Source organism: Cuniculiplasma divulgatum (assembly GCF_900083515.1).
In the GTDB taxonomy this organism is placed as follows: Archaea; Thermoplasmatota; Thermoplasmata; order Thermoplasmatales; family Thermoplasmataceae; genus Cuniculiplasma; species Cuniculiplasma divulgatum.
In genome coordinates this window covers 812,504-834,487 of the sequence record NZ_LT671858.1, presented here as the reverse complement: position 1 = coordinate 834,487, position 21,984 = coordinate 812,504, and the positions used below count along the sequence as shown (strand labels likewise).

Sequence of the window (21,984 nt, the reverse complement as noted above, 5' to 3'; positions counted from 1 at the left end):
ATGTTATCACATAGTCATTTTCCGGTTGCCTCACGTCTTTACAAAAAGATGATGTCCACAGCAACAGGTAAATGGGCTTTGATGGGTACTTTGATTGGAATAATAGCTGGTCTGGGTGCTATTGCCTTGTACATCTCAATAGAACTGGTAACCACTTACCTTCTAACTGGATTGACTGGTTTCTCACCTCCCAGATCAGGATTGCTTGCAGGGACTTCTTTTTATAAATATTCGCCCAATATTCACTACTTATTCATACCCATTTCACTAGTTATAGGTGGGATTCTTGTAGGTATTATACTAAACAAAACTGCTCCTGAAGCAAAAGGACATGGAACTGATGCGGCAATAAGTGCTTTTCATAATAACGGAGGAAAAATTAGAAGAAGAATACCTCTGGTAAAGACTGTCGCATCTGCCATAACAATAGGATCAGGAGGAAGTGCTGGAAGAGAAGGCCCAACAGCACAAATTGCTGCTGGTTTCGGTTCGTTCCTGGCGGATATGTTTCATCTGGATGAACATGATCGGCGTATCGCAGTAGCTTCGGGAATTGGAGCGGGTATTGGGAGTATATTTCTGGCTCCACTGGGAGGTGCTATTCTCAGTACTGAAATCCTATATAAGAGGGATTTCGAAACGGAAGCTTTAATACCCTCTACAATAGCGTCAGTTGTTGGATATTCCATTTTTGGTTATTACACAGGATATAAGACAATATTTCTAATTCCTACATCAACAGTAATTGGCTTCTTTCATCCACTGTCTCTTTTCGCCTATCTTATAATAGGATTTTTAGCAGGTTTGTCCGCAATAATGTACATTAAGGTATTTTACGGGATAAGCAGAATTTTTGAAATATCCAAAAAGATAACACCATACGCAAAACCCGCAATTGGCGGAGCAGTAGTTGGGATTATAGCGATTTTCTTTCCACAAATACTCGGATTAGGGTATGGCTGGGTACAGCAGATGCTTGATGGAAATATGACTCTTTTCGGATCTGGATACCTTGATTTATTCCTGATATTTATTACACTTTTTTTCTTAAAAACCGTAGCAACTTCATTCACCATTGGATCTGAAGGTTCTGGAGGTGTATTCGCTCCAGGATTGGTTATAGGCGCATTTCTGGGCGCTGCAATCGCAATTCCCCTAAGAGTTATCTTCCCCTATCTTAGCATGGATGAAATTATAATAGTATCAATGATTTCTATGTTTGGAGGAGCGTCCAAAGCTCCAATTGCAATCATAATAATGGGAACTGAAATGACAGGATCTTATGCTCTATTTATCCCATTAATGCTTGCGACTACTGTAAGTTACTTTGTTAGTGGAAATCTTTCTATTTATCGGTCTCAGGTTTTGGACAGAAGTAAATCACCTGCTCATGAAGATGAATATAAAAATCCAATTATGGACGATATTCCAGTTTATACTGCCATGAAGAAAGATTATCTCAAGATAAGTAAGAATGAATCTTTGAGATCTGGAATCAACATGATAAGAGAAAGCAGAACGAAGGGAATTGTCGTTGAAGACGATGGTAGGCTTGAAGGATACCTTTCCATTGAGGATATCCCGGTAAATGCTAATTATGATGAGAAAATTGAAAGCGTAATGCAGAAAGATCCTCCACTCATAAAAAGTGATGATAACTTACATAATGCTTTGAATAAGCTTACAAAAGAACCTTCCGGGAAACTTATCGTTTATAACGAAAGTTCACCTAGTATTGTTGTCGGAACACTGACGCTTGTTGAAGTGGCAGAAGCTTATAACATGGAGATCAGGAGAATTAAAGATGCCCAGAGAATGGAGAAGTCATAACATTTTGTATAAGTGATAGGTTATGATTATTAAACTCCAAATGACTATATTAGGGAAATCCAAATGTGCAAGAACTTTGGTGTGATTCAAAGAACGTCTCAAGATTATATCCCTGAAAATTTCTTCATTAATATTATCTCAAAAACAAGATATACAAATATAGTGAACGAAAATGTTGAATAAAGACTATCAAAGGGACCAGCTCCTCCTATTATGCCCCCCTTTCCCGAAAGTGATGATGCTCTTATTCCTTTGAAAAGATCAACTATAAATTCTGAAAAGAATATTAGAGGAAATATGAGAACAGATTCAACTAACTGATATTCCTTTGGTATGGTGAAATAAAGTATGAGAAACCACACGACAACTAGAAAGAATTTTATTCTATAATGTGGATAAGATATTACTGAACCTGTATATTTTCCTTCTCTTTCTTCAGGTTTCATTGCCATCCAGAAGAATGATATTAGTAAAATTAATTCTATTAATATGGGAATAATTGGTGGAAATGTCCCTTTTATAATATTTTCGTAGATAGCCATAGTAGAATACAGTAAAAGAATAATTACTATCCCATTTATACTTCTCCTACCTGTCACTGGGAATCTAAATTGTGAAGATAGTATTATGGAACCATAAAATATGGGAATCATGTATGTGTCTGGAAGAATAAATATATAGCCTTTTGTTAATCCTGATAGAATAATCGTTATTCCCATTCCTATTATTGTTGAAATGGATAACCAGTATCCATAGGATTCATATTGATCTGCTGAATCATTCTGAATAGCATTATGAGGCTCCAGGTGAATCACAAAGTTAATGATAAATATTCCAACCAGAATCCATATTATAGAATCTGACAAAAATGGTATTTCTATCAATTTGATCATATTTGTTATGTTTCGGGAAAAATCCAACCGAAGAAAAAGATATGCGATGAAAGGAAAAACCCATACACCTGAGGCTTCGTGATACGAATTAGAATCCATCCAAAGAGAATAAATTACTGCAATAACGCCTGATAAAACTATTGAAAACAATAATACATAAAAAATTGCCACTATGCCATAATGCCACATTATAAGAAGACAAAAGAGGATGGTTAGGGAGAGAATGATTTTTTTTATATTATGAAAGTCAGCATAAATATCCATCTATTTCTTCTCACACTGTTCAGATTACGGAATTTATGGCAGTACCAAGTTCACTTGTTCCTCCTGTTATTCCAGAGTATTGTGATAATTCATTTATCAGCACTCCTGGTTGTATGTTGGCTATGGTTGATGGATTGTATAATTCTCCCTCGGCATAGTATGTTCCAGATGGGCCGGTAATTATCAGACTCGATGTTAGGTGGCCTGCATAATTAGCTATTGCCTGACCGTTAAGTCCAGAAGTTGGGTACTGTGTTTCATACTTAAGGAATAAGGATGATACCGAGGATGGGAAGTTTGCTTTTAGTACAGATGATCCCTGACTTACTGAACTTGGTCCATCTGGTGGGAGATATTCTCCGTAAACATAGATTACGTGGAAATGGTAATTTATTCCACTAAGAGTGTATGAGAAATTATTAAAAAGTAATCCTGGTATGTTGGTTGGTGATTCGTCAGGGTCACTAAAATGCATCTCTTTATAGATAGTTGAATTCGACAGAGATGGGTCTTGCGAGTGAACGTAGTTATAAATTATCCAGCTATCAGAAGCACCAATGGGACAACCCTGCCATGAAAGGAAATATATGTTCACTCCTCCATCAGAAGAAACGTCTGAATTGCTAATCTTTATAAAAGTTCCACTTTGAACTACAGTGGAACCTGTACCGGTGGATGATGAATTGAGTACCCCTGAAAAAATAAGTACTGCTACAATTACTATGACAGCAACCACTATTGTTACTGCCGTTGTTAATAATCTCCTTCTTTTCTGGATTAAAAGTCTTAATTCCTCTTCCTTTTGCCTGTTTGTTTTTTTGGGATTAGCCATTCTGAATAATATCGAATTTGCATATTTAAAGATTTGACACAAGATGAACAAATTCAACAAGATAATAGAATATATTATTAACAGACTCACCATATTTGATTATGAGGTTTGGGATAGTCGGTATCGGTAATCATGCAATAAGCAGAATGATGCCTGCCATATTGGAAAGTGGTAATGAAATTTCTGGAATTACTACAGCTAATAAGGAAAAAGGGGCCATAACAGCTGAGAAATTTTCATGCAAGTATTATTCCACATATGGTGAAATGCTTTCCGATGATATTGACGCTGTCTATGTCGGTTCACCGAATTTCATGCATTATGAACATGCACGAAAAGCATTAAATCACAGTAAACACGTTTTACTGGAAAAACAGATGACCCTAAGATCCGCTGATGCTAAAGAACTCATTTCTCTTGCAACAGAAAGAAAGGTTAAACTGGGCATTGGTTTCCACCTCAGAATGCACCCAGCTCTTGAATACATAAGAGGTGAATTACTAAAGCCAAATGAGGATATAATTTATGAATCAGGTATATGGACTCATCTTTCTATTCCAAGGGAACAAACTGCGGATAGTAAATGGTGGAACGAGCCTGATAAAGTAGGTGGTGGATCCGTGATGGGGACTGGTGTTCACGTCATTGATACACTGATTTCATTCCATAACAGATTCCCCAGGAAGGTAACTTCATTCAGAATGCCAGAAGAAAAAATAATTGACGAATCAATGGTTGTAAATATGCAATTTGAAAAGGGATTTGCTACGGCTTTATCTTCCAGACAAATGGAGGGATTTTCAAATGATTTAACTTTATTAACTTCTGATAGGAAAATAAGATGTAAAAATTTCTTCGGTACAACTCTAAATGCAACCATTGAAATTAACGATGAAACGACAAAGGAATTCAAAACAGGAAACCTATATGCAGAGGAAGTGGCAGAATTCGAAAAATATACTAGGGGAGAAAAAAGCAAAATAGCAACGGGTAATGATGGATATAGAGTAGTAAGAATTGTAGAAGAAGCTCAAAGATTTATATCAATGGTAAGATAAGAATTACTGTATCATTTCTCTCGATTCCAACTCCCTAATAAGGTCTCTTGAAAGACTTCTCAAACGATCAGTTAATTCATCGATTTTTTCTCTTATTACCTTGTCCAGCGTTGAAGAAACTGATAGTGCATATTCATAATAGTAACCGCCATTTTCAATAATTCTTGAATCCCTCATTACAAAACCCATGCTAATCAACTTTTGTAAGGATCTGTAAACGGTGCTTTGATCTTTTTTTATGTCCTTTGAAATTTTTTCTATTCTGAACCATTTCCCTGGTGTAAGTGCGTAAAATATCTCCACATCTGTTTTTCCAAAGTTAAAAACAGACTCTAATAAATCGGAACAGCATGCAATATCTGAATTCAATTTCGATGTTATTTTCATACTTTACTATGATATTATGGAGTTATATATATGGTTTTGTATGCTTTTGACAAAACCGTAACATTGATTAACTCCAGTATAATATCCAGTAGAATTCAATTATGTCAGAAGACGATTTGGAATTAGAAAACATAAGGAAAAAGTTAATGGCAAGAATTCAAGATGAGAATAAGAAAAAGGAGGTAAAAGTAATGAAACCGGTAGAATTAACAGATGCAACTTTCAATGATGAGGTTAAGAAAAATAAAATTATGGTAGTGGACTTCTGGGCATCCTGGTGTGCTCCATGCAGATTTCTCTCTCCCATAGTTGAAGAACTGGCCAATGAGTACAGTGGCAAAATCTCTTTTGGAAAGGTTGATGTGGACGCAAACCCTGAAGTAAGTTCGTCCTTCAATATCACCAGTATTCCAACTGTGATAATGTTCAAAAACGGAAAGGTAGCCGATGTGAGCATAGGTGCAGTACCAAAGACAATGCTGGATGCTAAACTCAAGAAGCTGTTGAACTGAATGAAATACGATATTATTGTAATAGGTGGTGCCTTTGCTGGGTTATCCGCTGCCATATATTCATCAAGGCAGGGGATGAAGACACTTGTGGTTACAAAAGATATAGGGGGGCAGGGATTGCTTACAACTGACATCCAAAATTATCCAGGTTTTGAGAGCATTTCAGGATTTGACTTAGCTTCTAAATTTCAGGCACAGGCTCAGATGTACGGTACGGAATTTTCATATGATGAAATTAGAACTGTTACTGAGTCTGATAATCAGTTCATCTTGAAAGGTGTAGAAGAGCAGTATGAATGCGATGCACTCATACTTGCCTTTGGTAAAACTCCGAGAGATCTTGGTAGTAAAGGAGAGGAGAAATATAAGGGAAGAGGTGTTTCCTACTGCTCTATCTGCGATGGGCCACTGTATAAAAACAAGGATGTTCTCGTTGCTGGAGCAGGAGATCACGCACTGCAGGCAGCCCTATATCTTGGGACTGTAGCTTCTAAGGTTTATGTAACTCAGAAGGCAAATCGTATTTCAGGTTCAGAGGACATGATCGCAGAGGCAAGATCGCTGGAAAACGTAAAATTCCTTTATGAATCTGAAGTGGATGAAATACTTGGAGATAAGACCGTGAATGCAGTGTCATTAAAGAAAAAAGATGGTTCTGTTGAACAGATCCCGGTGAAGGCAGTTTTTGTTGAAATGGGATATATCGCCAAAACAGGAATGCTGAAGGGATTTGTGGAAATGAACAAAGAAAATGAAGTCATTATAGACATGAACGGAAAAACAAGTAGGGAGGGAGTGTTTGCTGCAGGAGATGTGACAAATATCCCCTATAAACAGGCAGTCATATCAGCAGGACAGGGTTCTGTAGCTGCTTTAAGTGCAATTAACTACGTTCACAAGAAACGGGGAATGGGATCCGTCAGAAGTGACTGGAAGTTCGTTGATCTTAATAAGAAATCAAAAATCTCTCTCTAAAAGTATGATAAGTGTACATAATGATGGATTTGATTCCAAGGACAGGAAAAGAGTTCAACTTGACGGGGAAGATATTACAATACTAAAGCAGAATGGAAAATACTTTGCGTTTGAATCAAAATGCCCTCATAAAGGTGGGCCTTTGTTTCTATGTCGAACCCTTTCTGATGATAGAATAATGTGTCCTTCCCATCATATCATTTTCAATCTAAATAATGGAGATGTTCTTGAAAATCCTATTCCTAAAACAATGGGAGACTATGCAAATTGTTCAAAGCTGAAAACATACGAAGTTAAAATAAATGGGGAAGAGCTGGAGATTATAGTTTGAATTTCTTGCTATTCTCCTTCCACCAGATCTGATTTAACAAAGACTCAACATATTCGGTTTGAAAATCTTGCTTTAGTGCCTCCTTCAGAATGGATTGAGCATCATTTAACCTGTTTATTTCCATCAAGCAGGTCCCTTTTACAATTTTAGCCTCTGGGTCATCTGCCATTTCAATTACTATGTCCAGATGAGATAAGGCCTTGTTGTATTCCTTCTTTCCAAGGAGAAGTTTTCCCATCATTAAAAAATACTCTGGATCTTCATCGCTATGTGCCCCTTCCAGAACATCAATTCCCTCCTGAAATTTATCCATGGACTGATAAAATTCTGCAAGTTGCATTGCCATCTCTGGATCATTGTCGGAGACCTCCAATGCCTTTTTATAATATTTTTCAGCCTTTTCATTATCTTCGAAATCTTCCATCATTGAGGCAAGTTCTGAATAGAACAGGGGCTCAGAATCATTAAGAGATATACATTTTGTAATATAGTTCATTGCTTCATCTAGATGCTCTTCTGCCAGTTCATTCTGGAAGAGTAAGTAAAGCGCATCCAGATCATCTGGTTTTTCCTGTATCATCTTAGTAAGAATTTCAGTCGATTCCTTTATCTTGCCGCTTTCCTTGAGAACTATGGCATAATTTGTCCTGTATATGGGGTTCTTATCCATTTCAAATGCTATTTTAGCTTCCTTTAAAGCTTTCTGGGCTTCCTCCATATCCATATAGATATTGCTTTTCAAAAGATGTATCTCAGGCATTTCACCCTTCTTCTGGGCCTCGTTTGCGAGTTTTAAGCTCTCCTCGCTATCACCTGTTGCATAAAGCATGGAGGCATACTGAAGCACGTATTCTGGTTTTCCAGAGTCCATTTTATACGCTTGCTCAGCGTGAGATTTTGCATTCTCAATATCGCCAATTTGCGCAAATGCCTCTGAAGCCAGTGAAAAGGCATCAGGCCTGGTTGAATCAATCTCTATGGCTGTAATGAATTTTTCAAGGCTTTTCTCGAATTCTCCCTGGGTTAATAATTCAAACCCTTCAGCTATCTCTTTGTTGTAGTCAGACAAATTAATCTTACTCTCATTGAAAATAACTATTCATATGTTACTGATAAATTCAGGAAACAATAATATCGAAAAATTACATGGGGAATTATGAGCGAAGATAAGGAAAAACTGTGCAGAACAATCACAAATGACTTTTACAGTCAGGGTTTTGGTAATACTCCTATGCTAAAGTATGAAACGCCTAATGGTTCCGCAGTTTATTCTAAACTTGAGTATTTCAATCCATTTGGCTCTATTAAGGATAGGGGAGCTTTTTTCATGATCGACCATCTGATTCATACAGATGACTCTATTAAAAACAAGATCATTGTAGAAGGGACGTCCGGCAATACAGGAATCGCCATAGGGAATATCTGCAGGAAACTTGGGATTAAGTCCATGCTTTTTATTCCTCCAGGGACTTCTGAAGAGACAAAGAAAGAATTAATTAAATCTGGAGCAACTGTCATCGAAACAAATGAACCAAAAGATACTACCAGCACTGAGACTGCTATAAATTCTGCAATTGATATTGCGATGAAACAACCAGAGACTTATGTTTGCCTCCATCAGCATGGAAACGAGTTCAATTATCTATCTCATGTTTATACTACTGCCCCTGAATCTGAAAAGCAGATGGGCAAATTGCCAGATGCCGTTGCTATTGCAATGGGAACAGGAGGATCAATAATTGGGAACGCTAAATATTTTAAGGGAAGAAGCCCAACCATAACAGTTTATATGCTTCAGTCAGATCAAACATCGTATATTCAGGGAATAAGGAATTTTCTAAAGGCAAAAGATAAGACAATCATAGAAAAGAACATATCTCTGGTAGATAAAATGATAAATGTTAATGAGCGAGATGCCAGTGATGGTGTTCAAAAACTGGCCAGAGAACTTGGAATTTTTGTTGGATTTTCTTCTGGTGCAAATTTTATGGGCGCGCTGAAGATTGCAGAATCTAGAGAGAATATAAATGTATATACTGTTTTTCCTGACAGTGGCGTAAAATACAGTGAATTCTACCACAATAGTGGCATATTGACAGGGATGGAAATTGAGGATCTAAGTACAACTGTTAGAGAAATGAGAGATGGATTTATTTCATTCAAATAGGCTATTATTTATTTTTGTGTTGAAATTTGCCTTCCTTTTTTCAATAAATGCCCTGGCACCTTCTCTTTGATTTTCTGTTTTGAACATATTTCCGAAATATTCTTTTTCCCTGTCAAATAAATCTCTATTCTTACCTCTTGTAAGCTCCTTTATGTATGCAAGTGACTCATATGGCAGCGCTTCATACTGCTTGCCTATTTCAATGGCTTTTTCCATGTATTTCTCGTTTATTTCACTAATAATTCCAAGATTGAGTGCCCTGTTTGAATCAACTTTTGTTCCAAGCGAAGCAAGCTGGAATGCCATCTTATCGCCCACAAGATTCCTGAGTCTTTGAGTTCCTCCAAATCCCGGTATAATTCCCAGGGTAACTTCTGGTAATCCGAAATAGGTGTCTGGATGAGCAATTCTTATATCGCATGCAAGCGCAAGTTCAAATCCCCCTCCCAGAGCAAACCCATGTATTGCTGCTATAACTGGCATTTGCCTTTCTTCTATGAAATCCATGACCTGGTGACCACGTTTTGAAAAATCGAAAGCTGTAACAGGATCAAGGTTCAAAAAAACATTAATATCTGCACCGGCGCTGAAAGCTTTATTCATCCCTGATATAATTCCTATATATTTTTCATCTTTGAGGGCTTCTCCAATCTCTTCTATTGTTTCAATATCAAGTGGATTTAATTTCTTTTCTCTATTTATGAATATTTTCAGCAATCTTCCTTCCTTTTCAACCATTATATTTTTCATTTTTTTACCTCATATTTATAAAAACCCTCACCAGTCTTCCGGCCAAGCTTTTTTGAATTCACCAGATTTCTAAGGGTGATGGGTGGTTTGAATCTTGGGTCTCCGTAGTTGGTATATAATACTTCCATGATATCCTGGCATACATCCAGACCTATGAAATCTGCCAGTTCCAGTGGGCCCATTGGATGATTCATACCAAGTCTAAATGTTTTATCTATATCCGAAGCACTTGCAACAGATTCTTCAAAAGCAAGTATTGCTTCTCTTATTAATGGCATCAGTACCCTGTTTGAAACAAACCCTGGAAAATCTCTCACCGTTACTGGATCCTTGCCAATTGTTACAAGTAATTCATACACTTTCTTCATCAAATCTGATGAAGTTTTTTCACCGGATACAAGTTCCACTAACTTCATAACAGGTACTGGATTAAAAAAATGAATCCCCATGAATCTTTCAGGATTATCAACATATGCCGATAGTAAATTTATAGATATGGATGAGGTGTTTGACCCTATAATTGTATTTTTGCCAACTGTTGCTCCAATTCTTTTCAGTGTTTCAGTCTTAATATCTAATCTCTCAAACACCGCTTCTATAACCATGTCACTTTCACTAATGGAATCCATATTATCCGTGAATTCCATTCTTGAAATTATCCGATCGGGTGTATCTTTAAGTGATCCTTTCCTTTCAAGCTTATTCAGTGAATCAATAATTGCAACCCTTGCATTGTCAAGAGCCTGTTTGCTTACATCTACCTGAACAACATTGTAGCCACTTTGTGCAAAAATTTGTCCTATTCCACGACCCATGGTTCCCGAACCAACAACAGAAAACTTCAATTAACCACCTCTATTGCCATAGAATGACCTCCTCCTCCCCCATGACATAAGGTAGCAATACCTTTATTCATTTTTCTCTGTCGCAAGGCATGAAGTAATGTTACCACTATTCTGGAACCACTGCTCCCCAGAGGATGACCAAAAGCGATAGCCCCTCCATTCACATTGAATCTGTCATTATCAATACCCAGCTGATCCCTTAAAAGAATACATCCTCCTGAAAATGCCTCATTGTGCTCAACAAGGTCGAATTCGTTTATATTCCAGTTGTATTTCTGAAGCATTTCCCTGGTTGATTTTATGGGTGCTTCAATATAATCCCTAGGGTCCATACTTGATGACCAGAATCCATTTATCTTTCCAATGGGCTTGAGGTCGTACTGGTCTACGGCTTTTTCTGAAGCTAAAACCAGCGCCGATGCTCCATCAGAAATTTGCGATGAATTTCCCGCGGTGTGAATTCCATTGTCGCTAAAGGAAGGCTTAAGCCTTGAAAGAGTTTCTATGCTTGTTTCCCTAATTCCCTCATCAAAATTTAATACATCCATTGGGATAATTTCATCTTTGAAATAACCCATTCTTGTGGCTTTCATGGCTCTCGTATAACTCTGAAATGCATAGTCATCAACCATATCCCTGGTCTGATTAAATTTATTTGAAGTTTTATCAGCGTAAAACCCCATTGAATTCTGGTAAAATGCGTCCATTAAACCGTCATTGTACATGGAATCTGTGAGGGTTTCCCGTGTAGAAAACATGTTTTTTACACCGTACCTGAAATTACTCGATAGCAGGTATGGTCCTCTGCTCATACTTTCTGTACCTCCTGCAACAACCACATCTCTTTCTCCTAAAGCTATCTCCCTGTATGCATTTTCCATTGCCAGCATCCCTGATGCACATACAACATTAACAGTATTTTTCGTAACTTCCGATCTTATGCCACCATGTGTACTACATTGACCGGCTGGGTTTTGTCCATTTCCTGCCTGAATTACATTTCCAAATATCACCTCATCTACCAATTCCTGATCTATTTGAGATGATTCCAGTGCTCCTCTTATTGCTATCCCACCAAGTTTGGTTGCACTAATGCCTGAAAGAGATTTTCCAAATTTTCCGTGAGGCGTTCTCTTTGCAGAAATAATATAAATGTTTTTCATCGTTATCTAATGTCAATATTGCAATTTTGTTAATATGCTTTGCAATACTTAATAATACAAATTATGGAACATGCTTTAATAACTTAATCTTGGTCTCTTTCTACATCAAGATCCCTGCTTATCCAGTCACTGTAACTTCCAACGTATAGCTTTGGTCTTATACCTATATATTCCATTGCCAGAAAATTTACACATGATGTGACTCCAGAGCCACAGTATAAAATGTCTCCATCCTGTAAACCGTTCAATAGTTTTTTTAGTTCATCTTTTCTCTTCATAACAGTGCCATTCATCAGTTCTGTGTATGGTATATTAATAGCACCAGGAATCCTGCCAGCGATTTTATCAATTGGTTCTTTTCTTCCTTCATATCTGTATGTTTCACGTGCATCGATTATTTTATGTTTATTTGATTGGTTCAATATGTCTTCATGTGTTGCAATCAAATCTGAATTTAATTTTACATCAATATGGCCCGGTGGAACTTTTCGTTCTGGACCAGACTCGACAACTAATCCAAATTTATTCCATTCATCAAAGCCTCCGTTAAGAACCCTTACGTTTAAAATACCCATATATTTTAATAAAAACCAGCATCTGCCAGCTCCAGATAAATTATCATCATAACATACAATACTGGTATCGTTTGTAATACCTACCTCCTCCAGTCTTGTTTTTAAAATATCAATGTCCGGAAGTGGATGTCTACCTCCAGTTAATTTAACTTCAGATGCGAGATGACTATTAAGATCCATAAAAAATGCTCCTGGAATGTGAGACTTAACAAATTCATTAAATCCATAATCTGGTTCTGTAAGTCTGTATCTGCAATCTAGAAGTGTAACTTTATTAAGAATTTGTTTCAGCTCTTTTACAGAAATTAGTACTTTAGATTCCATAACCATTAATCGTAAGTTTTAATAAAACCTTTGTTGGCCTTCAAAGAAAAACTATTATAATGCGAATTTAATTAGGTATCTACTAAATGAATAACCTTAAACTTCTAACAAAGAAAGAACGGGACTGCCTGATTACAATCGGGGATCATGAAGTAGATGAATTCCCACTGAGACTTATAGATTTGTCAGATATGTTAAACGTTAGACCACCAACAACATTAAATCTTATTAAGAGACTCGAGGGGAAAAAACTTGTACTCCATGTAAAAGGAATGATTCATTTAACTAATAAGGGAAAATCTTTTTATCACGAAATAGAGGAAAACCACAGAATAATCGAGACGCTTATGGTTACTTATGGTATGGATATCGATCGTGCGTGCTTAATTTCAGAACAAATAGATTATCTGGTGGACCATGATTCGATTGACACAATGTTTCTAAAGCTCGGAAAACCCGGAAAATGTCCACATGGAAGAACCATAGAACAGATACACGATTAGAAATGTGACTCGTATAGTAATTTTTAAATACATTAGTATAATACTAATTGCATTAACCTAATACTAAGTTGATTGAATATGGATTCTGGAAAAAACCCAAATAGATTGATGAAAAATCAGGTAGGTGTCTGGGGTGCTATTGCTGAGGAAATTGCAGCTATGGCGCCAGCATGTGATACAGTTGCGTTCATTACATCTGCTGCAGCTTTTGCATTTTTTTTAACTCCACTTGCCTTCCTCATTGCAACCCTAACCATGTTTCTCGAAGTTAATACTCTCTATCACTTGTCGACAAGACATGCAAGCGCTGGTGGATATTATGGATATATAGGAACAGCATTTGGTCCAACACCAGCCATAACGAGCGGATTGCTATATGTTATGTATCAGATAGCAAGTACAGCGGCTATACCGGTATATGTTGGGGGCGTTGTACTCCCAGGAGTTCTATCCTATTTCCTTGGAATGTCACTACCTGGTTGGATATGGATTCCATTCATTCTCCTATTTATCCTGGCTCCTATAGCTTTATCCATTTTTGGAATAAGGCCACAGATGAAATATGTAAGGATAGCTGCCTTTTTTGAAGTTATATTTCTGGGAGTACTATCAGCAATTATAATAATTGAGGCAAAGGACAATACGCTTGCAGTTTTTGACCCTTTTACAAAATCCCAAATTTTTAATAAGGTAGGGGGGCCGCTAAGTGGTCTTGGACTTGGAATGATATTTGGTTTGACGAGTTTTATTGGCTACGGAGGTTCTGCACCACTTGGAGAAGAGGCAGTGAACAGTAGAGCGATAACTAAAAGTTTAGTCTTTGGTCTTATAATAGTTGGAGTTGTTTTAACCGAGGTTGCTTATGCTTTAACTGTTGGATGGGGCGTTTCTCTTATGTCATCATTTGCTCAGGCTAACATCCCTGGTATAATAGTTGCAACAGCTTATACAGGTGTAGCAGGTGGAGTCATGCTTTCCCTTGTGGCTTTCAACTCAGCTTTTTCGGATTCTGTCGCAATGCAATCCAATGCAGGCAGGGTTTATTTTGCAATGGGACGGGATGGAGTGCTCCCACATTACTTTGCAGAATTACACGAAAAATACGTTACACCTCACAAAGCATTATTGTTTATTGGTACGATGGCATCCATTCTTGCAATTGGTGGAACTATGTTAATTAATGGGTTGATGGGGCATACATTTGTTTCCTTATTAACAAATATGTCATCAAGTTTAGTAGTATCCTCTTCTCTAGGGAATAGTTTTGACTTTCTTACAACTCTTGCCCTATTTGGGCTCATCATAACTCACATTCTGCTAAATACAAGCGTAATGACCTTATTCATCAGACTGAAGGAAAAGCACCATGGAATTTACATAGTAGTACATATCACAGAGCACTATGTCTTACCCATAATTGCAACTGTAATATTTCTATGGGTATTGTATGAATCTATAATACCCCCTGTATTTCCAATTACTGAGGCTGTAATAGGAGCTTCTGCCTATCTTGTATTTGCCATCTTTTATGCAATCAGAACAGTAAAATTAAAGCCGGAAGTTGCAGCCCGTGCCGGTAAGTCCGTAAATCTGGTTGAAGAAGAAAAATTAGTGGAATTGGAGAAAAAAAGCCAATAGACTAATTAATTCGTAAATAGTTGACTTTTTCCATTAATAACTGTTTTTTATTGGAGTTAATATCTGCGTTGTGATTTAACTCCTTAAACATTGATAAGTTCTACCATTAACAGAAGTTTATTTATTGCTACCCAACCCTTTCGGCATTCTATTATATATTTTCAAAAATAGAGAACATTAAAACAAAAAATTTATATTTTATTGTATTGGGCATTAATGCCATCACGCAGATCCATCTTACTTTCTGAACTAAATGCTGAGGAATATCTCAAAATTTCACACCACGGAATAATTGCAAGCAACAGAACTTCTGCCCTGGTAGGAATGAATGGAACAATTGACTGGGCATGTCTTCCGAATTTTAACTCCGACCCTATATTTGATTCGATCCTTGACAGTAAAAAAGGAGGCAGTTTTTCAATTCAGCCTGTTGATTTTCAGAATGTTGAATCCAGCCAGTATTACATTGATAATACAAACATACTTGTAACAGAATTTAAGAAAAAAAATCAGGTAATACTTAGAGTTACAGATTTCATTCCAACCTCAAAATACAGTACGATTAATTTCCCGGAGATTCATAGATATGTCGAAACCCCTGTTGAAGGTGTGGAAATTCGTTCTGAGATAAAACTCTCGTTCCACTTCGGTAATTTACCTGAAGACGTGGTTAAACACAAAAACGGATATATATTCAAATACAAGGATGAATATGTTGGGGTATCTTCAGATTTTAACTTCAAGGTATATGGTAACAAGATTGCTGCAAATTTTAAAACGAATAAGAATGGGAGTGGATGGATCATTGTTTTTTATGGTATGCAGCATGTACAAAAAACAAGCGATTTTAAGTCATTTGATCTAATGGAGCAAACCGCAAAATTTCAGAAGGAGTGGGTATCTGAAGGAAATTTTCCACTTATATACAATCATGAAGTAGTGAGATCTGCTCTGGTTCTAAAAGGTTTGATATATGAACCGACTGGATTGATGGTCGCTGCCCCTACAACAAGCTTACCCGAGGCTATCGGCGGAGACAGAAATTATGATTACAGATTCTGCTGGGTTAGAGATGTGGCATATGTTATAGAATCACTTTCAATGCTTGGTTATAAAAATGAATCGGTAAAGTTTCTTTATGATGTAATGGAAAGGGTAAAAATGGAGGGTCACCTCAAGACAATATACACAATAAACGAATACCAGAATCTTGAAGAGAAACTTATCAACTATGAAGGTTATAGGAAATCATCTCCTGTAAGGGTAGGAAATCTGGCTGCGAGCCAGTTACAAATTGACGAATATGGTAGCCTCATAAATGCCATATACCATGTCTCTAAGAATGAAGGAACTATTAATACATACTTATGGGATTTTGTGAGGAATATACTTTCAAAGTTAACCGAGATATGGAAATATGGAGATTCCAGCATCTGGGAATTCAGATCAGAACCATTAAATTATACTTATTCAAAAGTTATTGCATGGTCAGCGTTTCAAAGAGGTATTGAAATGTCCAAAAAATTGGAGCTTTCAGCACCAATTTCTGACTGGAAACTTCAGGCCGATCTAATAAAAAAGGATGTAATGGAAAACGCATATAGTGAAAAGCATAACTCCTTTATGCAGTTCTATGGCTCTGAAAGTACTGATGCATCTCTTTTAAGAATGCCCCTTCTAGGATTCTTACCACCTGATCATCCATATATTCTTGGAACGATAAAGAAGATTGAGACCGATCTAATGGTGGACGGGTACCTTTTCAAAAGGTATAATGACAAGGACAATTTTGTTTCAGATGATAACGCGTTTGTTCTTTTATCCTACTGGTATGTAGAAGACCTTATAGTAACTGGAAAAGTTAAAAAAGCGAGGGAAGTCCTGGGCAAAATTGTCTCACATTCCAATCATCTTGGTCTAATGTCAGAAGAAATTGATTTAAAAACAGGCGAATTGCTTGGCAATTTTCCACAGGCGTTGAGTCACCTTGGCATGGTCAGAGCGGCAGTAAGATTGAATAGAGTTTCCAAAAATTACGGGAAAATCGAACATGAGTTAAAGTTCACTTTATATTAAATAATATTTATAGATTAATACATATATTTTTTTCTCCTAATTGTAGTATTTAAGCATTTTTTAAATTTAAATAAAATGATTTAGATGGAGTAAAGATTAAAAATGGATAATCCTATAGAACCAAAAGAAAAAAAAGGAAATAAACTGATAGCCATAATAGCAATTGTTGTGGTGATAGTTGTTGTAGGGTCGTTTGTTGGACTAGATTACAAAAATCTAGTGAAAACAACAACGCCCACTCCAACCACGTCTAACAATGTGTTATATGTCTATACTGGTGTGAGTGGCCCGGTCAATTCTGAGCATCTGCTTGGAGGTTGTGTAATAGCTGAAATGAAGGGAGGATCGACTCCAGCTGCGTCAGCGCAGTTAATGGCTTATCTGATGAACCCTGCGATCCAGAAGGCCTGTGAAGCCCATACTGGATTTATACCTGTTGATCAGGGAGCATATACGTCTTCACCAAGTACAACAGTACCATCAATATACGCTTCAAGCAATGCGACAGCGACTGTTACATATTACACGAGTATAAGCACAGCGGATGAGTCCTATGTTACTGGGGTTATAAACAATTTTGAGAAGGCATACCCAAACATCCAAGTGAGTGTTAGTTTCATAACCGCTGCATCCATGGTTGAGGAGATTTCATCACTTGTAACTGGAAATTCTCACGCAAATGTTGTTATGACTATTGATAATCTTGATGTTGGAGTTCTCTTTTATGATGGCTATCTAGCATCAATCAATGCCGCAAAGATTACTGCCGGAGAAGGAGTTATAAGTTCAATTTCAAATCTTAACAACTACGAAGTATCAGAGTTCGGAGGAGTATACTTCCTGACACAGCTTGTCAATATACCTCTTGTATGGGTTGATTATACAGCACTTCAGGGTGCAGGAATAACTAAGGTTCCTACAACATATACACAACTCTATAATGACGCAAAGATCCTCGATAAGAAGTATGGTGTTGGAGAAATTAACATGCAGGGACATGGAGGAGCAAGCACACCCACAGAACTTTATCAGTGGATGGTCCAATTCGGTGGAAACCCAATGATGTTCAATGATACTGGGGATATACATGCTATGGAATACATATATAACCTGAGTGCATACTTTTCACCGGATTACAAAACATCATACTGGGCAACCTATACCGGACTTGCATCTAACACTTACTCAATAATGTACTATCAGTGGCCAGGTTCTGTCAACCTTACAAAACTTGGAATGAAATCCTATAACTCAACAGACACTGTAACCAATGAATCGCTAGCAGCAATTAACGGTGGGGTGTTCCTTAGATCACCAGTTTCATGGATTGGAGAATGGCAAACTTTAATGGACAAAGCATGGACAAGTATTGTAGTCGACCACTCATCATACTCTAGTATACCATCAATACTTGCTAGTCAAAACAGCGCTTTAAAAAGCTTCCTGGCGACTAATTACAATCAAAACGTTGCAGATCAGTATGAAAATGGTACATACGCGCCAATAGAGGGGCAGTAAGTTTTTAAACTACCAAATATTTATTTTTTTAAATGATAAAACAATCAAACTTTTGCAAGTATAAAGAAAATTGAAATTATATTATCTCAAACTCTATTAGGTTTTTGCGATAACTGTTCTCTGGTCTTTGTTTCTATTAAATAAGTATCTTAAACCTGAAGACAGGATTTGGAGTAAAACATTAAATTTTAAAGGTTTAAAATGAAACAAAGTATGGGGACATTCATCGGGAAGGTTGCTGATCTTATTTTTCCTTTATCTTGTTCAATCAATTATGTGATAGTGCGCATAAAGCGCTATTTTCACGTGGTGGTGTTTAATAATAGTTTTAATAGAAACCATTGTGTATTATCATCACACGTAAGACTGAGGTAAATCTAAAATCAATCAAAGTACAGTTTCTCAAATGAAAATATGTAACTTTAGAATGGAACGAAGATTTAATTTGTATTTACTTAACTATTTGAAGCAGTGATCCGTCTTCATTGTATATATTATATCTCTTGAGACTGAAACCTATCTTTGCTCCCAACTCATACCTTTTGTTGGTTTTTAATATTACTGGGTGCCCACCTTCTTCATCTGAATCAGTTTCCAGATTTTTATTATCAAGCCTGCAGCTTACGTGAAAACTATCTTCCTCCTGATTGCACCATTCTACGGTACCAGTTAGATCATCCCCCTCACTTATCCAGTGATCTCTGAATCCAATTATTTTACCTGAATTGTTTATACTATCTCCACTTATGAAGTTCATTGGATATTCTCCGACAAAGTCCCCAAGCCATTTACTTTTTGGTTCATTTAGGATCTCGTCATAAACGCCTATTTGCTCAATCTTCCCATCTCTCAACACGGCGACCCTGTCAGAAAGTGTAGAAGCCTCAGTTTGATCATGTGTAACATAAACAAAGGTGTGACCAAGTTCCTTTTGAATCTTCTTTAGTTCGGCTCTCGCAGTATATCTCACTCTTGCATCAAGATTGCTTAGAGGTTCATCAAGAAGAAAAATTTTTGGGTCCCTTACAAGTGCCCTGGCCAGAGCAACCCTCTGCTTTTGTCCTCCACTTAGCTGGTTAATGTTTCTTTCTAGGACATCTCCAATCTTCAGAGTTTCTGCAATTGATTCTATTTTACCTTTTATTTTACTCTTTTCATATTTTGCCATTTTCAATGGAAACTGAATGTTTTGATAAACTGTCATGTTAGGATAGAGAGCATAGTTCTGAAACACCATTGCTATATTTCTCTTATTAGGAGGTAATTTACTTATGTCCTTTCCATCAAGGATTATTTTTCCAGCAGTCAACTCTTCAATTCCTACTGTTGTTCTTAATAAAGTACTTTTCCCCATTCCTGATGGCCCGAGTACGACTAAGAACTCACCGTCATATATTTCTAGATTTAGCTTATTTAATACCCTTTTCTTTCCATATAATTTATAAATATTTTCATAACTCATTTTTACGTTCATCCGACTAAACCTCCTGATAAATATTGTCCTTTTAGGTACTTTTGAAGCACAGCTGCTAATATTATGACTGGTATAGTTGCTACCAATGCAAATGTTGCAGATTCCAGTGGAAGGTTCCTTGACACATAATTATACAATGTTACAGGGAATGTAGAATCTGTTGGCACTATTGGGGCAATGATCACAGCATAAGTGAATTCATCCCATGATGTCATCCATGCGAGTAAAAATGCAACCATAATTGGTACTCTTATCATTGGCATTAAAAGTCTGAAAAATGTGGAAGAAAAAGAAGCCCCGTCCACCCTTGCCTGATATTCCAGATCATGTGGTAAACTTCTAAATCCGCTCAACATGATAAAAACTGAAAGTGGCAATACGACCAGTTCCTGTGCAAATGCAACGCCAAACACCGTGTTGTCAAGATTCGCATTAAGAAAATAAACTGATATTGGTATAGCGATGACCAGCCCTGGCATCATATTGATTATGAACAGGAAGACAATTAGCTTGTTTGAAAGACTTGATGTAAGCTTAGAAAGACCATAACCTGCTGGTATTCCAAGACCAATTGCAATAAGACCAACCATGAATGCTACTTCCAGACTTCTTGTTAATGGACCTATTAAATCAACTTCCTTGAATGACTCAAAAAGATTACCCAGTGTGAAAGCAAGTGGGATCTGCCCAGGGTATATCTTTTCAAAGGTTAAATAAGCTGGTTGGAAGGCATAAATTATTAGTATCCATAGTGGATATATGAAAACTATTGCAAGGATAATTACTGCAATATACGTTGTCCATTTTCCCTTCTCATCTGACATGATCTTTTGCACCTCCAAGTCTTACCACTATGACAGAATACACCATTATGATAGCAAGTAGAATCGTTGCTGCCGCGTAAGAAATATTCCTTGTCTGAAGCGAAGAGTAATTTTCGAAGATTAGGGTATTCATTATAAGTGGATGATACCCTATAATTACCAGCGGCAATGCGAAAATATTAAATTCACTTACACCCCTAACGAGAAGTGCAATTGACATTATTGGTGCAATGTTTGGGAGGGTAATGTGTATAAATCGACTAACTGCACCAGCCCCATCCACTGATGCTGCCTCATATAATGTAGGAGGTAAAGAGGACAAACCTCCGTAAAGAATTAATGCAACCAGAGGTGTATTCTTCCAGAAATCAGAAAACATTACAACACCAAGTGAAGAACTGTTTGTATTAAACCAGTCCACAGGTTTTAATCCGATTGAAACAAGAGCCGAGTTTGCATATCCCCCAACAGCCTGAAATATTATAGAAAACACAAAGGCACTGACTACAGTGGATATACCTAGTGGAATAATAACTAGTGTAGAAAACGCTTTCTTACCTTTGAATGGCTTTATCAGTACCATTGCAATTGCCAGCGCTATAAAAAGCTGAATCATAAGAGCCCCTACGCTAACAAGCAAAGTATTAATTATAGCACCATATAGTCCATAACTGGGCAAGGCTAAATAATTTGCTATGGTAAAACCGTGCTTTCCTATAAAACTATCGTAGACCACAGTTATGGCTGGAATTATTGCCAAACCTATTACATAAGCTAATGCGGGGATGGCAAAAATAAGATAGAATATATTCCTTTTTGCTGACCTCTTGAAAACATTTCGTCTCGAAAGAAAGTCTTCTTTAGTTACGTTACTGCCTTTAGATTTGTTCTTATCCATACGATTTTCATTTTCCATTTTGGATCACGCTTAATTACGAGTTTTTTGATTTATCTTATTCTATGAGGGCTTTTCGTTTATCAAGATTTATTCACCCTTTCTGCTTTTTTAATATCTATCCAGATTACTTACTACTCAGTACTGAAG

The 21,984-nt window shown here is 36.9% G+C and carries 21 protein-coding genes; 10 read left to right on the top strand and 11 right to left on the bottom strand.

What is annotated here, in order from left to right; translation table 11 throughout:
* The gene (locus CSP5_RS04095) at positions 1-1,830 is read left to right on the top strand and encodes a chloride channel protein (protein WP_083705254.1); all 1,830 of its coding nucleotides are present in this window, start codon (positions 1-3) and stop codon (positions 1,828-1,830) included.
* 104 nt (positions 1,831-1,934) lie between these two features.
* Here CSP5_RS04095 and CSP5_RS04090 read toward each other — a convergent pair whose 3' ends face one another.
* Positions 1,935-2,987, bottom strand: coding sequence for a hypothetical protein (locus tag CSP5_RS04090; protein WP_021788670.1), 1,053 nt, complete (start codon positions 2,985-2,987; stop codon positions 1,935-1,937).
* Between the two features lie 19 nt (positions 2,988-3,006).
* Complete coding sequence (locus CSP5_RS04085; RefSeq protein WP_021788669.1) at positions 3,007-3,819, bottom strand: DUF929 family protein; 813 nt, start codon at positions 3,817-3,819, stop codon at positions 3,007-3,009.
* Positions 3,820-3,920: 101 nt separating this feature from the next.
* Between CSP5_RS04085 and CSP5_RS04080 the strand changes: the two genes are divergently transcribed.
* Positions 3,921-4,877, top strand: coding sequence for a Gfo/Idh/MocA family protein (locus tag CSP5_RS04080; RefSeq protein WP_148689698.1), 957 nt, complete (start codon positions 3,921-3,923; stop codon positions 4,875-4,877).
* Between the two features lie 3 nt (positions 4,878-4,880).
* Here CSP5_RS04080 and CSP5_RS04075 read toward each other — a convergent pair whose 3' ends face one another.
* Complete coding sequence (locus CSP5_RS04075; protein ID WP_021788667.1) at positions 4,881-5,264, bottom strand: helix-turn-helix domain-containing protein; 384 nt, start codon at positions 5,262-5,264, stop codon at positions 4,881-4,883.
* A gap of 101 nt (positions 5,265-5,365) precedes the next feature.
* Between CSP5_RS04075 and trxA the strand changes: the two genes are divergently transcribed.
* Genes trxA through CSP5_RS04060 form a run of 3 tightly spaced genes read left to right on the top strand, consistent with a single transcriptional unit; the run spans position 5,366 to position 7,082 of the window.
* Positions 5,366-5,776 carry a thioredoxin gene (gene trxA / locus CSP5_RS04070; RefSeq protein WP_021788666.1) on the top strand — a complete coding sequence of 137 codons (411 nt, stop codon included), beginning with the start codon at positions 5,366-5,368 and terminating at the stop codon, positions 5,774-5,776.
* The gene (locus CSP5_RS04065) at positions 5,777-6,751 is read left to right on the top strand and encodes an NAD(P)/FAD-dependent oxidoreductase (RefSeq protein ID WP_021788665.1); all 975 of its coding nucleotides are present in this window, start codon (positions 5,777-5,779) and stop codon (positions 6,749-6,751) included.
* Positions 6,717-7,082 carry a Rieske 2Fe-2S domain-containing protein gene (locus CSP5_RS04060; protein ID WP_077076168.1) on the top strand — a complete coding sequence of 122 codons (366 nt, stop codon included), beginning with the start codon at positions 6,717-6,719 and terminating at the stop codon, positions 7,080-7,082. Before CSP5_RS04065 ends, CSP5_RS04060 begins: the two co-directional genes overlap by 35 nt.
* Here CSP5_RS04060 and CSP5_RS04055 read toward each other — a convergent pair.
* Entirely contained in the window at positions 7,072-8,151 is a 1,080-nt protein-coding gene (locus CSP5_RS04055; RefSeq protein WP_021788663.1) for a tetratricopeptide repeat protein, read from the bottom strand. The two genes, CSP5_RS04060 and CSP5_RS04055, sit on opposite strands and share 11 nt — an antisense overlap.
* A gap of 87 nt (positions 8,152-8,238) precedes the next feature.
* Between CSP5_RS04055 and CSP5_RS04050 the strand changes: the two genes are divergently transcribed.
* The gene (locus tag CSP5_RS04050) at positions 8,239-9,249 is read left to right on the top strand and encodes a cysteine synthase family protein (protein ID WP_021788662.1); all 1,011 of its coding nucleotides are present in this window, start codon (positions 8,239-8,241) and stop codon (positions 9,247-9,249) included.
* On the opposite strand, the gene CSP5_RS04045 is transcribed toward CSP5_RS04050, so the two are convergent.
* From CSP5_RS04045 to CSP5_RS04030, 4 genes are all read right to left on the bottom strand, one after another.
* The gene (locus CSP5_RS04045; protein ID WP_077076166.1) at positions 9,238-9,999 is read right to left on the bottom strand and encodes an enoyl-CoA hydratase/isomerase family protein; all 762 of its coding nucleotides are present in this window, start codon (positions 9,997-9,999) and stop codon (positions 9,238-9,240) included. The two genes, CSP5_RS04050 and CSP5_RS04045, sit on opposite strands and share 12 nt — an antisense overlap.
* The gene (locus CSP5_RS04040) at positions 9,996-10,844 is read right to left on the bottom strand and encodes a 3-hydroxyacyl-CoA dehydrogenase family protein (RefSeq protein ID WP_077076165.1); all 849 of its coding nucleotides are present in this window, start codon (positions 10,842-10,844) and stop codon (positions 9,996-9,998) included. The genes CSP5_RS04045 and CSP5_RS04040 overlap by 4 nt, the downstream gene beginning before the upstream one ends.
* Positions 10,841-12,007, bottom strand: coding sequence for an acetyl-CoA C-acyltransferase (locus tag CSP5_RS04035; protein WP_077076164.1), 1,167 nt, complete (start codon positions 12,005-12,007; stop codon positions 10,841-10,843). The genes CSP5_RS04040 and CSP5_RS04035 overlap by 4 nt, the downstream gene beginning before the upstream one ends.
* An 83-nt stretch (positions 12,008-12,090) precedes the next feature.
* Complete coding sequence (locus tag CSP5_RS04030; RefSeq protein ID WP_171970432.1) at positions 12,091-12,906, bottom strand: sulfurtransferase; 816 nt, start codon at positions 12,904-12,906, stop codon at positions 12,091-12,093.
* Positions 12,907-12,992: 86 nt separating this feature from the next.
* On the opposite strand from CSP5_RS04030, the gene CSP5_RS04025 reads away from it, so the two are divergent.
* The 4 genes from CSP5_RS04025 (at position 12,993) to CSP5_RS04010 (ending at position 18,641) form a co-directional block, all read left to right on the top strand.
* A complete protein-coding gene (locus tag CSP5_RS04025) occupies positions 12,993-13,409 on the top strand; it encodes a metal-dependent transcriptional regulator (RefSeq protein WP_021788657.1) in 417 nt (138 codons plus the stop codon).
* A 78-nt stretch (positions 13,410-13,487) separates the two neighbouring features.
* Positions 13,488-15,047, top strand: coding sequence for an APC family permease (locus tag CSP5_RS04020; protein WP_021788656.1), 1,560 nt, complete (start codon positions 13,488-13,490; stop codon positions 15,045-15,047).
* 216 nt (positions 15,048-15,263) lie between these two features.
* Positions 15,264-17,123 carry a glycoside hydrolase family 15 protein gene (locus CSP5_RS04015; RefSeq protein ID WP_021788655.1) on the top strand — a complete coding sequence of 620 codons (1,860 nt, stop codon included), beginning with the start codon at positions 15,264-15,266 and terminating at the stop codon, positions 17,121-17,123.
* Between the two features lie 102 nt (positions 17,124-17,225).
* Positions 17,226-18,641 carry an ABC transporter substrate-binding protein gene (locus CSP5_RS04010; RefSeq protein WP_148689697.1) on the top strand — a complete coding sequence of 472 codons (1,416 nt, stop codon included), beginning with the start codon at positions 17,226-17,228 and terminating at the stop codon, positions 18,639-18,641.
* A gap of 451 nt (positions 18,642-19,092) precedes the next feature.
* On the opposite strand, the gene CSP5_RS04005 is transcribed toward CSP5_RS04010, so the two are convergent.
* From CSP5_RS04005 to CSP5_RS03995, 3 genes are read right to left on the bottom strand one after another with little or no spacing between them, the layout of a single operon-like run.
* Positions 19,093-20,115 carry an ABC transporter ATP-binding protein gene (locus CSP5_RS04005; protein WP_197685810.1) on the bottom strand — a complete coding sequence of 341 codons (1,023 nt, stop codon included), beginning with the start codon at positions 20,113-20,115 and terminating at the stop codon, positions 19,093-19,095.
* Positions 20,112-20,939, bottom strand: a complete 828-nt coding sequence (locus CSP5_RS04000) for a carbohydrate ABC transporter permease (RefSeq protein WP_148689696.1) — start codon at positions 20,937-20,939, stop codon at positions 20,112-20,114. Before CSP5_RS04000 ends, CSP5_RS04005 begins: the two co-directional genes overlap by 4 nt.
* The gene (locus CSP5_RS03995) at positions 20,929-21,855 is read right to left on the bottom strand and encodes a carbohydrate ABC transporter permease (protein WP_241869838.1); all 927 of its coding nucleotides are present in this window, start codon (positions 21,853-21,855) and stop codon (positions 20,929-20,931) included. The genes CSP5_RS04000 and CSP5_RS03995 overlap by 11 nt, the downstream gene beginning before the upstream one ends.
* Between the last annotated feature and the right edge of the window lie 129 nt (positions 21,856-21,984).

What these genes read in the sequence shown, in the direction of transcription:
- CSP5_RS04095 (WP_083705254.1), top strand. Translation starts at nt 1, where the DNA reads ATGTTATCACATAGTCATTTTCCGGTTGCCTCACGTCTTTACAAAAAG.
- CSP5_RS04090 (WP_021788670.1), bottom strand. Translation starts at nt 2,987, where the DNA reads ATGGATATTTATGCTGACTTTCATAATATAAAAAAAATCATTCTCTCC.
- CSP5_RS04085 (WP_021788669.1), bottom strand. Translation starts at nt 3,819, where the DNA reads ATGGCTAATCCCAAAAAAACAAACAGGCAAAAGGAAGAGGAATTAAGA.
- CSP5_RS04080 (WP_148689698.1), top strand. Translation starts at nt 3,921, where the DNA reads ATGAGGTTTGGGATAGTCGGTATCGGTAATCATGCAATAAGCAGAATG.
- CSP5_RS04075 (WP_021788667.1), bottom strand. Translation starts at nt 5,264, where the DNA reads ATGAAAATAACATCGAAATTGAATTCAGATATTGCATGCTGTTCCGAT.
- trxA (WP_021788666.1), top strand. Translation starts at nt 5,366, where the DNA reads ATGTCAGAAGACGATTTGGAATTAGAAAACATAAGGAAAAAGTTAATG.
- CSP5_RS04065 (WP_021788665.1), top strand. Translation starts at nt 5,777, where the DNA reads ATGAAATACGATATTATTGTAATAGGTGGTGCCTTTGCTGGGTTATCC.
- CSP5_RS04050 (WP_021788662.1), top strand. Translation starts at nt 8,239, where the DNA reads ATGAGCGAAGATAAGGAAAAACTGTGCAGAACAATCACAAATGACTTT.
- CSP5_RS04045 (WP_077076166.1), bottom strand. Translation starts at nt 9,999, where the DNA reads ATGAAAAATATAATGGTTGAAAAGGAAGGAAGATTGCTGAAAATATTC.
- CSP5_RS04035 (WP_077076164.1), bottom strand. Translation starts at nt 12,007, where the DNA reads ATGAAAAACATTTATATTATTTCTGCAAAGAGAACGCCTCACGGAAAA.
- CSP5_RS04030 (WP_171970432.1), bottom strand. Translation starts at nt 12,906, where the DNA reads ATGGAATCTAAAGTACTAATTTCTGTAAAAGAGCTGAAACAAATTCTT.
- CSP5_RS04025 (WP_021788657.1), top strand. Translation starts at nt 12,993, where the DNA reads ATGAATAACCTTAAACTTCTAACAAAGAAAGAACGGGACTGCCTGATT.
- CSP5_RS04020 (WP_021788656.1), top strand. Translation starts at nt 13,488, where the DNA reads ATGGATTCTGGAAAAAACCCAAATAGATTGATGAAAAATCAGGTAGGT.
- CSP5_RS04015 (WP_021788655.1), top strand. Translation starts at nt 15,264, where the DNA reads ATGCCATCACGCAGATCCATCTTACTTTCTGAACTAAATGCTGAGGAA.
- CSP5_RS04010 (WP_148689697.1), top strand. Translation starts at nt 17,226, where the DNA reads ATGGATAATCCTATAGAACCAAAAGAAAAAAAAGGAAATAAACTGATA.
- CSP5_RS04005 (WP_197685810.1), bottom strand. Translation starts at nt 20,115, where the DNA reads ATGAACGTAAAAATGAGTTATGAAAATATTTATAAATTATATGGAAAG.
- CSP5_RS04000 (WP_148689696.1), bottom strand. Translation starts at nt 20,939, where the DNA reads ATGTCAGATGAGAAGGGAAAATGGACAACGTATATTGCAGTAATTATC.
- CSP5_RS03995 (WP_241869838.1), bottom strand. Translation starts at nt 21,855, where the DNA reads ATGGAAAATGAAAATCGTATGGATAAGAACAAATCTAAAGGCAGTAAC.